General features: G+C 62.9%; 15 protein-coding genes. 9 read left to right on the forward strand and 6 right to left on the reverse strand.

Going from position 1 to position 12,189, the window contains the following annotated elements:
* Positions 1-110 precede the first annotated feature (110 nt).
* Complete coding sequence (locus tag FHX11_RS03370) at positions 111-917, forward strand: DUF2189 domain-containing protein (protein ID WP_184355029.1); 807 nt, start codon at positions 111-113, stop codon at positions 915-917.
* A 129-nt stretch (positions 918-1,046) separates the two neighbouring features.
* Positions 1,047-1,469: a low affinity iron permease family protein gene (locus FHX11_RS03375; protein WP_184355031.1), complete on the forward strand. Its 423-nt coding sequence runs from the start codon at positions 1,047-1,049 to the stop codon at positions 1,467-1,469.
* 22 nt (positions 1,470-1,491) lie between these two features.
* On the opposite strand, the gene FHX11_RS03380 is transcribed toward FHX11_RS03375, so the two are convergent.
* The 5 genes from FHX11_RS03380 to FHX11_RS03400 all read right to left on the reverse strand — a co-directional run bounded on the left by FHX11_RS03380 (position 1,492) and on the right by FHX11_RS03400 (position 5,861).
* Positions 1,492-1,902 (reverse strand): hypothetical protein, encoded by a 411-nt coding sequence (locus FHX11_RS03380; protein ID WP_246780875.1) that lies wholly within the window; start codon positions 1,900-1,902, stop codon positions 1,492-1,494.
* Between the two features lie 183 nt (positions 1,903-2,085).
* Positions 2,086-3,387, reverse strand: coding sequence for an adenylosuccinate lyase (gene purB, locus FHX11_RS03385; RefSeq protein WP_184355033.1), 1,302 nt, complete (start codon positions 3,385-3,387; stop codon positions 2,086-2,088).
* A 103-nt stretch (positions 3,388-3,490) separates the two neighbouring features.
* A complete protein-coding gene (locus tag FHX11_RS03390) occupies positions 3,491-3,904 on the reverse strand; it encodes a hypothetical protein (RefSeq protein WP_246780898.1) in 414 nt (137 codons plus the stop codon).
* A gap of 94 nt (positions 3,905-3,998) precedes the next feature.
* A complete protein-coding gene (rpe, locus tag FHX11_RS03395; RefSeq protein WP_184355035.1) occupies positions 3,999-4,685 on the reverse strand; it encodes a ribulose-phosphate 3-epimerase in 687 nt (228 codons plus the stop codon).
* Between the two features lie 93 nt (positions 4,686-4,778).
* On the reverse strand, positions 4,779-5,861 hold the full coding sequence (locus FHX11_RS03400; protein WP_184355037.1) for an ABC transporter substrate-binding protein: 1,083 nt from the start codon (positions 5,859-5,861) through the stop codon (positions 4,779-4,781).
* 167 nt (positions 5,862-6,028) lie between these two features.
* Between FHX11_RS03400 and FHX11_RS03405 the strand changes: the two genes are divergently transcribed.
* From FHX11_RS03405 to FHX11_RS03435, 7 genes are read left to right on the forward strand one after another with little or no spacing between them, the layout of a single operon-like run.
* Positions 6,029-6,523, forward strand: coding sequence for a flavin reductase (locus FHX11_RS03405; protein WP_184355039.1), 495 nt, complete (start codon positions 6,029-6,031; stop codon positions 6,521-6,523).
* 20 nt (positions 6,524-6,543) lie between these two features.
* Positions 6,544-7,473 (forward strand): MoxR family ATPase, encoded by a 930-nt coding sequence (locus tag FHX11_RS03410; protein WP_184355041.1) that lies wholly within the window; start codon positions 6,544-6,546, stop codon positions 7,471-7,473.
* Positions 7,474-7,477: 4 nt separating this feature from the next.
* Positions 7,478-8,725 (forward strand): VWA domain-containing protein, encoded by a 1,248-nt coding sequence (locus FHX11_RS03415; protein ID WP_184355043.1) that lies wholly within the window; start codon positions 7,478-7,480, stop codon positions 8,723-8,725.
* A gap of 7 nt (positions 8,726-8,732) precedes the next feature.
* Positions 8,733-9,062: an XdhC family protein gene (locus FHX11_RS03420; protein ID WP_184355045.1), complete on the forward strand. Its 330-nt coding sequence runs from the start codon at positions 8,733-8,735 to the stop codon at positions 9,060-9,062.
* Complete coding sequence (locus FHX11_RS03425; RefSeq protein WP_184355047.1) at positions 9,062-9,769, forward strand: XdhC family protein; 708 nt, start codon at positions 9,062-9,064, stop codon at positions 9,767-9,769. The genes FHX11_RS03420 and FHX11_RS03425 overlap by 1 nt, the downstream gene beginning before the upstream one ends.
* Entirely contained in the window at positions 9,766-11,400 is a 1,635-nt protein-coding gene (locus tag FHX11_RS03430) for a molybdopterin-binding/glycosyltransferase family 2 protein (protein WP_184355049.1), read from the forward strand. The genes FHX11_RS03425 and FHX11_RS03430 overlap by 4 nt, the downstream gene beginning before the upstream one ends.
* Before the next feature lie 2 nt (positions 11,401-11,402).
* Positions 11,403-11,723 (forward strand): TfoX/Sxy family protein, encoded by a 321-nt coding sequence (locus FHX11_RS03435; RefSeq protein WP_184355051.1) that lies wholly within the window; start codon positions 11,403-11,405, stop codon positions 11,721-11,723.
* Positions 11,724-11,725: 2 nt separating this feature from the next.
* Here FHX11_RS03435 and FHX11_RS03440 read toward each other — a convergent pair whose 3' ends face one another.
* Complete coding sequence (locus tag FHX11_RS03440) at positions 11,726-12,148, reverse strand: NUDIX domain-containing protein (protein WP_184355053.1); 423 nt, start codon at positions 12,146-12,148, stop codon at positions 11,726-11,728.
* Positions 12,149-12,189 lie beyond the last annotated feature (41 nt).

The raw sequence follows: 12,189 nt of genomic DNA on the forward strand, positions 1-12,189 counted from the left end.
CAAAATTTGCTAGAATTGCGTTTGCCGGTAGCGATTGACGATGTCGGCGCGTTTTGTCCGACATGTTTCCGCCGCCGGTCGAACAGATGGCCGATGAGGAGGAGAACACTATGTCGGCATTTCACGTCATGGCTGGCGCGGATCACACATTCGCGCGTCCGGCTATCCGCAAGATCGGTATCGCCGACCTTGTCGATGCCCTGAAAAAGGGACTGGACGACTTCAGCGAAAAACCATCGCATTATGTCTTCCTGTGCCTCATGTATCCGATCGCAGGCATCGCGCTTACCCTATGGAGCTCGGACGCCGATCTGCTGCCCTTGCTGTTTCCGCTGATGTCGGGCTTCGCGCTGCTCGGCCCCATGGCGGCGATTGGCCTCTATGAGATCAGCCGTCGACGGGAAAAAGGGCTCGACACCTCCTGGCGGCATGCCTTCGATGTGCGCTTTTCGCCGGCTCTGCCGTCGATCATCGCGGTCGGTCTCATGCTGTTCGCCCTGTTCATCGTCTGGCTGGTCGTGGCGCAGAACATCTACGTGGCCTTCTTCGGCGATACAGTGCCGATCACCTTGTCGTCGTTCTTCTCCAACGTGCTGACCACGTCGCAGGGCATGGCGATGATGTTCTGGGGCAACCTCGTCGGCTTCGTCTTCGCCCTCGTCGTCCTGGCCACCACGGTCGTCACCTTTCCGCTGCTGCTCGACCGCGATGTCGGTGCCGTGGCTGCGGTCGACGCCAGCATCCGCGCGACATTGATCAATCCGATCCCGGTCGCGGCCTGGGGCTTGATCGTGGCCGCTCTGCTGGTGATCGGCACTATCCCGATCTTCGCGGGACTTGCAGTGATCATGCCCATACTTGGCCATGCCACCTGGCATCTCTATCGCAAGCTGGTGGTATCGGCCGAAGTGCATTAGGGGACCGGCCTGCCATGGTTCCCGTCGGCCCGGCGGGAACCACAATGGTCTTGCGGCGTTGATCCGCGCGTCCATCTTGCGAATTCGAATATTCGGGAGATGGCTGCTGCTCAGCCGAGGATGCGGTTCATGGCATGGCTCAAGCATATTTTCGCGCGTTTCGCGACGATTGTGTCCGAAGGGGCGGGCAAACCTGTCGTCTTCATACTGGCGCTGCTGTCGGTCGTCGTCTGGGGCCTCACCGGACCGATATTCAGCTTTTCCGAAACCTGGCAGCTCGTCATCAATACGGGGACGACGATCGTCACCTTCCTGATGGTCTTCCTGCTCCAGAACGCGCAGACGCGCGACACGCGCGCTATCCAGGCCAAGCTCAACGAGCTCATCCTGACCAGTGCCGCGGAAAACCGCTTCGTCGGGATCGAGAACCTGGACGAGGAGGATCTGAAGCATCTCGACCGTCTGGTGGAAAAGGCGGCCAAGCGGGACGGAAACGGGGAAGGAAGATCCGCACGACGATCGATCCGCCAGAAAATCACGCAGAAGACGTAGACATGCCGAGCCTTCTGCCGCTTCAAGGTTCCTCTTGTTTCAGGATGATGTAACGGTCGTGCGTATCCAACGCCTCTGGATCGACCGATACGATCGACAGCGCTCCCGTCCTGGATACGAGAATGAACGAGTAGGGGTTCGCGGTCGCGTCGTTCGCAAGGAGCAATGATCTGTCGAGCAATTGTGCCAGTCTTGCACCGCTTGCGAGAATATCCGGCTGTCGGAATGCCTCCGCGAGGTAGGTCGTTACGAGCTGCGAATAGTCGTTCGCCGATCCCTCATGGACGACGCAGGTGACGGGGGCATTGCGCATATTCTCAACGCCGTGCACCACATCCACGCCCTGTACGTCCTGTTCGAGCAAGGCGGCGAAGCAGCGCCTCACCAGCTCGTCGTCTGCGGGATGTTCGAGAACCGCGTCGAACCAGATCATCGCACGGATACCCGGTGCAAGTGCTCGTCTTTTTCGAGATCGTAGATTTTGCTCATTGAAGGTTCCCGCGCATTTGGAAGGCGCCGAGCTTTATCGCAGGAAGGCGATCCTATTGCAAAAACGCAAGGAGCGGCGCGTTTTGCGCGCCGCTCCTTTAAATTTCAGGCGATGGATCGGCCAGGATCAGCCGAAGACGCGCTTGAAGATCGTATCGACGTGCTTGGTATGATAGCCGAGGTCGAATTTTTCGCGGATGTCCTCTTCCGACAAGGCCGCGCGCACTTCCGGATCGGCAAGCAGTTCCTCGAGGAAGTCCTTGCCCTGTTCCCAGACCTTCATGGCGTTGCGTTGCACGAGACGATAGGAATCCTCGCGGGAAACGCCGGCCTGAGTCAGCGCCAGCAGCACGCGCTGCGAATGAACAAGTCCGCGGAACTTGTTCAGATTGTTCATCATATTCTCCGGATAGACCAGGAGCTTGTCGATGACACTCGTCAGGCGGGCGAGCGCGAAATCGAGCGTGACAGTCGCATCCGGGCCGATCATGCGTTCGACCGAGGAGTGTGAAATGTCGCGTTCATGCCAGAGCGCCACGTTCTCCATGGCCGGGACGGCATAGGAACGGACCATGCGGGCGAGACCGGTCAGGTTTTCGGTCAGCACCGGGTTGCGCTTGTGCGGCATGGCCGAGGAACCCTTCTGGCCGGGCGAGAAATATTCTTCCGCTTCCAGGACTTCGGTGCGCTGCAGATGGCGGATTTCGATCGACAGGCGTTCGATCGAGGAGGCGACGACGCCGAGGGTGGCGAAATACATTGCGTGGCGGTCGCGCGGAATGACCTGTGTCGAGACCGGCTCCGGCTTCAGGCCGAGCGCGGCGGCGACGTGCTCTTCGACGCGCGGGTCGATATTGGCGAAGGTGCCGACAGCGCCGGAAATGGCGCAGGTGGCAACTTCCTCGCGGGCGGCGATCAGGCGCTGCTTGCAGCGCTCGAATTCGGCGTAGGCCAGCGCCAGCTTGACGCCGAAGGTGATCGGCTCGGCGTGGATGCCGTGCGAGCGGCCGATGGTGACAGTGTCCTTATGCTCGAAGGCGCGGCGCTTCAGCGCGTCGAGCAGCTTGTCGATATCGGCGAGCAGGATGTCCGTAGCGCGCACGAGCTGGACGTTGAAGCAGGTGTCGAGCACGTCGGACGAGGTCATGCCCTGGTGCACGAAGCGGGCATCGGGGCCGACGATTTCGGCGAGATGCGTCAGGAAGGCGATGACGTCATGCTTGGTGACGGCTTCGATCTCATCGATGCGGGCGACGTCGAAGGTTGCTTTGCCGCCCTTTTCCCAGATGGTCTCGGCGGCCGACTTCGGAATGACGCCGAGTTGGGCCAGTGCATCGCAGGCATGTGCCTCGATCTCGAACCAGATGCGGAACTTGGTTTCGGGCGACCAGATGGCGACCATTTCCGGTCGGGAGTAGCGCGGGATCATGGGCTCTCAGCTTTCTTGGGTAACGGGAAACGATTCCTGGCGCCCCCATAACAAAGAAGGGCGGCAATCTCAATGTTTCTCGGCTCAATCTTTCGCCTGCGGCTCAATTGGCCCGTCTGGCAAGATAAAGGCTCACTGCCGTCAGGCCGACAAGACCGAGCGGTAGGAACAGGCCGAGGCCGAGAATGGCGAACTGGTAGACGGCGCTGGCGCTGGTGAAGGCGAACTGGAATGCCCAGATCAGCGTGGCGAAGGGCGCATGCCAGCGGGCATAGAACCAGCGATAGTCCATGGCAAAGACGAAGGCGGTCATGGCGACGGTGCCGAGCGACAGCGCCAGGAAGAAGGCCGCAAAGCGGGCTTCCGGCCCATGGCCACGTGCAAGTCGTCTTGCGAGCGGCAATGCCAATGGCCAGGCAAACGCGCCCCCGAGGAAATAGACGATGATCAGGGCCGGCAAGTGGCTCGTCAGCAGCCCGTTTCGCAGATAAAGCGAGGCCAGGGCGGAAAAGGCCATCAATCCGCCCCAGCCCAGGGCTTCGAGCAAACGCCGGCGATAGGAAGGGGCGGCGGTCCTGAGCCGCCCGCTGGCAACGGCGATGCTGGCCGGGTTAGTTTGATCCAACGCGGCCTCGTTCTGCCGCGGCGCGCAGATCGGAAACCGTCTGCCTGTAGGCTTCGACGGAGCCGCCCTTGAAGATGGCCGAACCCGCCACGAGGACGTTGGCGCCGGCGGCGGTGATGATCGGGGCCGTATCGACGGTGACGCCGCCGTCGACTTCGAGCTCGATCGGCCTGTCACCGATCAGCGACTTGGCATTGCGAATCTTGTCGGCCATGGCTGGAATGAATTTCTGGCCGCCGAAACCCGGATTGACCGACATGATCAGGATCAGGTCGATATCGTCGAGGACGTTTTCCAGGATCGACAGCGGTGTTGCCGGATTGAGGGTAACGCCGACCTTTTTGCCGAGACCCCGGATCGTCTGCAGCGAACGATGCAGATGGACGCCGGCCTCGGCATGCACCGTGATCCGGTCGCAGCCGGCCTTGGCGAAGGCTTCGAGATAGGGATCGGCGGGCGAGATCATCAGGTGGCAGTCGAAGGTGGCGCTGGTATAGGGTCGCAGCGACTTGATGACATCGGCGCCGAAGGAAATATTGGGCACGAAATGCCCGTCCATGACGTCGAGATGAATCCAGTCCGCTCCGGCTTCGGTCACATCTTTGACTTCCTGCCCGAGCTTGGCGAAATCGGCCGCGAGGATGGAAGGGGCAATGCGGATCGGCAGGGTCATGGGATGGCTGAACTCCGTCTGATTTTTTCGCGCTTGGCTTATCACTGGTTCGGCAGGCAAACAACCTAATGGACGATGCTTGCGCGGATCATATCAATTCGACGGCGTCGTCGGCGGCACGAAGGCCGTGCCGTGCCATTCCAGCAGCCGGTAGGGATTTTCCGTCAATTCGTGGTTCTGGCCGAAGGTGATGGGACCGATCGCGGTCTGGAAGGTCGTGCCGATGAGCTTGTCGGCGACGGGTTTGTTTTCCGCCTTGGCGCTCTCCGCTGCCTGGTCTGCGATCAGGGTTGCGGCGGCGGCGGGCAGGATGTAGCCGTCCGGCTCGATGCCGTTGGCGCGCATGGCCTGGACCGTCGGCTGCGCAGCGGGCAGGGACGCATAATCGGGGAGGGCGATGGCCTGAACGCCGTCCGCCAGTGGCACCGGCTGGTTAGCGGCCCGCATGGCATCGCCGCCCATCAGTTTCAGCGGAATTTTCTCGTTCTGGGCGTCGCGGGCGATGACGGCGACGTCGCTGCGGTCGCCGCCGACGAAGACGCGGGTGGCGCCGGCCTTCTTCAGACGGCGGACGAGGGCGATCTGCTGATCCTGCCCGGGGCGGTAGGTATCGTTGAAGACCGGTTTCAGGCCCTTGTCCTCCAGCGCGCTGCGGATCGCGCCGACCAGCTCGCGGCCATGGATCGTGCCGTCCTCGATCAGGGCGATCGGCTCGGCGCTCCAGCTCTTCAGGATGGCGTCGGCGGCCAATGCGGCCTCGGCGCTGTCGACCGGGGCGAGACGGAAAAGCGGCCAGCCGTTCTTCAGCGCATCCTCCATGAGGATGTGCGAGCGTGCGGACACGGTGATGACGGGAATGCCGGCTTCCTTCAGCCGAGGCAGGGCGCTTTCCAGGGTCTCGCTGCAGAGAAAGCCGATCGCGGCCTGCACCTTGGCGGCGATCAGCGCCTCGGCGACCGCCTGGCCGCCATCCTCGCTGCAGGGTTCGTCAACGACCGTGGCGGAATCCTGGCGCGCCTGTATCTCGAAATTGGCGCCGGCGGTGATCTGGGCGCCGAGAGCGGCGAAGTTTCCCTGCTGCGGCGCAACGATACCGATATTGACGCCCGCGGCATGGCTGCTGCCTGCTGCCAGAAGCAGCATCATCAGAAGCGGTGTGCGACGCAGAACATTCATCAACTGTGTATCCCGGGCAAATCTTCTGCCCTTTTAACCGCCTGAGGGTAACCGTCAAAGAAAAAGCTGCAAAATCGCTCTGTTTTCAATGATCCCGTGGTAGAAAAGCTAATCTCTGCCCGCCATATTGAACGGAAATGAGAAATGACGAAAACGAGGGGACAATCGTGCTAGACAGGCAGCGTATGGATCCGGCGCTCTATCGCGATGCCATGAGCCGTTATGCGGGACATGTGCAACTGGTGACCACGGCACTCGGCGGCGAGCGGCGCGGGGTGACGATTACGGCTGCGTGCTCGGTGTCGGACAATCCGGCCACGGTGCTGATCTGCCTTAACAACGGCAATGTGAAGAATGACATCTTCTTCAAGAGCGGCGTCTTCGCGCTGAATGCGCTCGGCGCCCATCATCAGGCGCTTGCCGATGCCTTTTCCGGCAAGACCGGCCTCACCAACGACGAGCGCTTTGCCAGCGGCAAGTTCGAGACGCTGGCAACCGGCGCGCCTGTGCTTGCCGACGCTCTGGCCGCCTTCGATTGCCGCGTCACCGAGATCAAGGAAGCGTCGACGCACAACATCATTTTTGGCGAGGTGATGGCGGTGCGTTTCAGTGAAATCAAGCCGGCGCTCATCTATATGAACCGCGACTATCACGCGCTATAAACTCCCTGAAGGGAGATATCATGTCCGACACAACCGCACCTTCTTTGCCTGGATCGATCGACGAGACGATCGCCTTGCTCGGCGCTCACGACTATCTCGCCGGGCGCGCGCTCGGCGCGGTGCTGTTTCTGGCCTTGAAGATGAAGCGGCCGCTGTTCCTCGAAGGCGAGGCCGGCGTCGGCAAGACCGAGATCGCCAAGGTGCTGTCCAGGGCGCTCAACCGGCCGTTGATCCGCCTGCAGTGCTATGAAGGCCTCGACGTCTCCTCCGCCGTCTACGAGTGGAATTATCCGGCGCAGATGCTGGAAATCCGCCTCGCCGAAGCGTCCGGCCTGACCGATCGCGACCGCATCGAGGCGGATATCTTCTCCGAGCGCTATCTCATCCGGCGGCCGGTCCTGCAGGCGCTGTCGAATGTAGGCGGTCGCGCGCCGGTGTTCCTGATCGATGAACTGGACCGCACCGACGAGGCCTTCGAGGCTTTCCTTCTGGAGGTGCTCTCCGATTTCCAGGTGACCGTGCCGGAGCTCGGCACGATCCGGGCCGCCGAACCGCCGATCGTCATCATCACCACCAACCGCACCCGCGAGGTGCACGATGCGCTGAAGCGCCGCTGCCTCTATCACTGGGTCGATTATCCGGAAGCCGCGCAGGAGCTGGAGATCATCCGCCGGAAGGTGCCCGGCTGCAACGAGGCATTATCCCGGCAGATCGTCGCCTATGTGCAGAGGCTGCGCGCGCTCGATCTCTTCAAGAACCCCGGCGTCGCCGAAACCATAGACTGGGCGACTGCCCTGACGGAGCTCGACAGGCTGGCACTTGATCCAGAGACGATTTCCGATACGCTCGGCACCCTTCTGAAATACCAGGACGACATCGCCCGCATTCAGGGCGGCGAAGGCAAACGGGTGCTGGACGAGGTGAAATCCGAACTGCTTGCGGCGGGGTGATCCCATGCAGCCGCAAGCGCAGAATGGGATTGCAGCCTCATCGTCACCGACCGGTGATGGTCGTCTTGCCGACAATATCGTCTTCTTCGCCCGCGCGCTTCGCAAGGCGGGATTGAAGATCGGACCAGCCGCCATTGCCGACGCGATCGAGGCCGTCGAGGCGATCGGTATTGGTTCGCGCGAAGAATTTCATGCGGCGCTCTGTTCCACCTTCGTCAAGCGGCATGAGGATCTTGCGGTTTTCGACGAGGCTTTCCGGCTGTTCTGGCGCTCGCGCGATCTGCTCGGGAAGATGATCGCTATGATGTCGCCGGTGGCGCCCGACCATCGCGACAAGGAGAAGCCGAAACCCGGCGAAACCCGCGTCAGCGACGCCTTGCTCGGCGACAGCGACGACCGTAGGCCACGGCGTGAGGTGCCGGAAATCGAGATCGATGCCCGCTTCACAACCTCGGGAAACGAGGTGTTGCGCCGCATGGACTTCGCGCAGATGTCGGCGGCGGAGATCGCCGTTGCCAAGAAGGAGTTGGCGAAACTGAATTTGCCGCTGGATAGCGTCCGTACCCGCCGCTTCGCGCCGACGCAGGCGCCGGCCAGAATCGACCCGCGCGCGACGATGCGCTCAGCGCTGCGCACCGGCGGCGCGCTGATCCTGCCACGTTATCGCCGGGCCAGGGAAATGCAGCCGCCGCTCGTGGTCTTGGCCGATATTTCCGGCTCGATGAGCCAATATACCCGCATCTTCCTGCATTTCCTGCATGTGCTGACCGAGAAGAGGCGGCGGGTGCATACTTTCCTGTTCGGCACGCGGCTGACCAATGTCACGCGGGCGATGCGTCACAAGGACCCGGACGAGGCGCTGGACGAATGCGCCGCTGCCGTGCGCGACTGGTCGGGCGGCACCCGCATCGGCGAGACGCTGAAGGAGTTCAACCGGCTCTGGGCGCGGCGCGTGCTCGGGCAGGGTGCTATCGTGCTCCTCATCACCGACGGGCTGGAGCGGGAGGGCGTCGAGCTGCTCGCAGCGGAAATGGACCGGCTGCATCGCTCCTGCCGCCGGCTGATCTGGCTCAATCCGCTGCTGCGTTTCGATGGCTTCGAGCCGCGTGCCCGCGGCGTGCGCGCCATGCTGCCGCATGTTGACGAATTCCGCCCGGTTCACAATCTATTATCTCTGGCCGATCTCGTCTCGGCCCTGAGTGCCGGCCGCGCCGACGCTTACGATCCACGCCGTTTTCTCGCCAAGCTGTGAGGCAGACATGACGAACATATCCGAAAGCCTTGATCCGCTTGTGATTGCGGAGGAATGGGTGTCCGCCGGGCGTTCCGTGGCGGTGGCCACGGTTGTCGAGACCTGGGGTTCCGCTCCGCGCCCGGCCGGCAGCCATCTGGTCATCGACGGTGAGGGCAATTTCCATGGCTCCGTCTCCGGCGGCTGCGTCGAGGGCGCTGTGATCGCCGAGGCGCTCGACGTCATCGAAAGCGGCAAGGCCCATATGCTGGAATTCGGCGTGGCGGACGAGACGGCCTGGCGGGTCGGCCTGTCCTGCGGCGGCCGCATCCGCGTCTACGTCGAAAGGCTCGACTGATGAACCGTCAGACTCTGGCGACATTGAATGCGCTGCGGCGGGCGCGGCAGGCGGCGATCCTGGTCACCGATCTCTCCGGCGGACCGGACAGGCTGATCGTCGAAGGGGATGCCGTCGAAGGTGCGTTCGGCGACGCTATCGCCGCCGCTTTCCGGTCCGGCAAGTCGTCGGCAGTGGAAATCGACGGGCAAAACCTGTTTCTGAACGTGCATCTGCCGCCGCCGCATATCGTCGTCATCGGTGCCGTCCATATCAGCCAGGTTCTGGCGCAGATGGCCGGGATTGCCGGTTTCGATCTGCGCATCATCGACCCCCGCACCGCTTTCGCGACGCCGGAGCGCTTCGAGGGGATCGATCTTGCCGCCGACTGGCCCGTGGATGTTCTGAGGGAGCGGCCGCTCGACGCCTACACGGCGCTGGTGGCCGTTACCCATGATCCCAAGATCGATGATTTCCCGATAGCCGAGGCGCTGCGGGTCGGTTGTTTCTATGTCGGCGCGCTCGGCAGCCGCAAGACTCACGCAAGCCGCCTGGAGCGGTTGAAGCGCGAGGGCTTGACGGAGGCCGATCTCGCCAGGATTCACGCGCCGATCGGGCTTCCGATCGGCGCCTCCAGCCCGGCCGAAATCGCCGTCGCCATCTTGGCCGAAATCATCGGTGCGCTGCGCGGGCGAGATGTTTTATCACCGAAGGGTGACAGGGCATGATTTTCGGGGATTTTGCGACGAGCGAGGCGGAAGGCACGGTGCTGGCGCATTCCGTTCGGCTGCCCGACGGGAGCCTCGCGAAAGGCCATGTGCTTGGTAGCGCCGACCTTTCGCGCCTCGCCGCTGCCGGGATCGATCGCGTGATCGCCGCTCGGATCGAGGCTGGTGATCTGATGGAGGATGAGGCGGCGGAACGCCTGGCGCGCGCAATCGCCCCCGACCATCTGACATTCTCCGAAGCCGCCACCGGCCGGGTCAACGTCCATAGCGCGGTCGACGGCCTGTTCGTTGCCGACCGTGCCGCCGTCGACCGGCTGAACCAGGTCGATCCCGCCATCACGCTTGCCTGTCTCGCTGATCATGTTCCGGTGCGTCGCGGCGACATGGTGGCGACGTTCAAGATTATTCCGCTGGCGGTCTCGGGAGAAAAGATAGCCGCCGGGATCGAGATATTGCGGCAGGCAACCGTTTTCGAGGTGAAGCCGTTCCAGCCGCATGCCGTGTCGCTGGTCGCCACGGAGCTGCCGTCGTTGAAGGCCTCCGTGATGGACAAGACGGCGCGCATCCTGTCGCAACGGCTGCAGCCTTCCGGCAGCGTCCTGCAGCGGGAAGAGCGCGTGGCCCATCGCGCCACAGCCGTTGCCGAGGCGATCGGCGGAGCGCTGCGGGCGGCGGACCGCCTGCCGAAGCTGGTGGTCGTCTTCGGCGCTTCCGCGGTCATCGATGCCGGCGACGTCATTCCGGAAGCCATCCGGCTGGCGGGCGGCGAGGTGATCCAGGTGGGCATGCCGGTCGATCCCGGCAATCTGCTGGTGCTTGGCAAGGTTGGGAAAACCCATGTTCTGGGCGCTCCGGGCTGCGCCCGCAGCCCGAGGGAGAACGGCTTCGACTGGGTGCTGGACCGCATTCTCGCCGGCGAGGAGCCGACGGCGCGGGAGATCAGCGGCATGGGCGTCGGCGGCCTGTTGATGGAGATCCAGTCGCGGCCCCGGCCGCGCGAGATCGCCGTCAAGCCGGAAGCGCAGATCTCCGTTGCCATCCTGCTCCTTGCCGCCGGCAGGGCAAGTCGCATGGGCGAAGGCGGGCCGCACAAGCTTCTGGCAGAGTTCGACGGCATGCCGCTGGTGCGCCGTTCCGCCACGACGGCCCTTTCCAGTGGGGCAGCGGCCGTTATCGCCGTGACCGGGCATCGCCGGGAGGACATCGAGCAGGCGCTTGCCGGCCTCGCCGTCCAGCGGGTTCACAATCCCGATTATGCGTCCGGCATGGCAAGCTCGCTGATTTCAGGCATCGGCGCGTCTTCGGCGCAACAGGCCGATGGGACGCTTGTCATGCTGGCCGACATGCCGGGCATCACCGGCGATGATCTGAAGGTCCTGATCGCCGCCTTCCAAAGGGCGAATGGTCAGGCGATCGTACGGGCGGTTTCGCGCGGCAAGCGTGGCAATCCCGTCATCCTGCCGCGAGCGGTCTACGATGCCGTCATGCGCCTGGAGGGCGATGTCGGCGCCCGGCACATCATCGAAACATCGGGGCTGGCCGTCATCGATGTCGATATCGGCGATGCCGCCCATCTCGATGTCGACACGCCCGAGGCCGTGCTCGCCGCCGGCGGTATATTGAAGGAATAGGAATGGACACGATCGAAATCGAAGAGATGTTCCAGGCGCTGGGTCTGGTGACGATCAAGCGCATGTTCGGCGGCAAGGGCATCTACCACATGGGGCGCATCCTCGCGCTTGAGGTCGGCGGCGAGATATTGCTCAAGGCTGACGAGATCAGCGCCCCGGAATTCGAGGCCGCGGGTGCCAGGCGCTGGGCCTATGAGGGCAAGAAGGGCAAGGCCGTCAACATGCCTTACTGGTCGATCCCGGACGATGCTTTCGATGATCCTGATATCATGGCGCGCTGGGTGCGGCTTGCCTATGAGGCGGCGGCCCGCGCGGACAAGTGAAATCAGTGAAAATCGTCTTGGTGCAGATGCGCGATAGCCGCCTGGGCAAAGGCGGATAGCGGCTGTGGCAGCTCGCTGCGGCCAAACCAGCCGAAATCCGAGAGCTTATCCGGCTCAACAAGGCTTGCTTCGCCGGAGAAATCCTTGGTGACGTAGATCATGGAGATCCAATGCTGCCGGTCGGCCTCGACAAGAACTTCGATGGTGCAGAGATAGTCGATCTCGCCGATGGAGAGGCCGCTCTCTTCTTCGGCCTCACGGACGGCTGCTTCCGCCGCCGGCTCCATATGGTCAACCTTGCCGCCGACGATGCTCCAGAAACCCGCTTCCGGAGCTTTCAGGCGCCGATAGAGCAATAGCTTACCGTCCCGCAAAATTGCGAGACCGGTCCCTAATCCTGGGAAATCGATGCCGGGTTTGCCCATGCCGACGCTCCGACCGCAGTTGCAACTCGCATATCTGTGGA

The sequence above is a fragment of the Rhizobium sp. BK602 genome, assembly GCF_014195095.1.
Classification (GTDB): Bacteria; Pseudomonadota; Alphaproteobacteria; order Rhizobiales; family Rhizobiaceae; genus Rhizobium.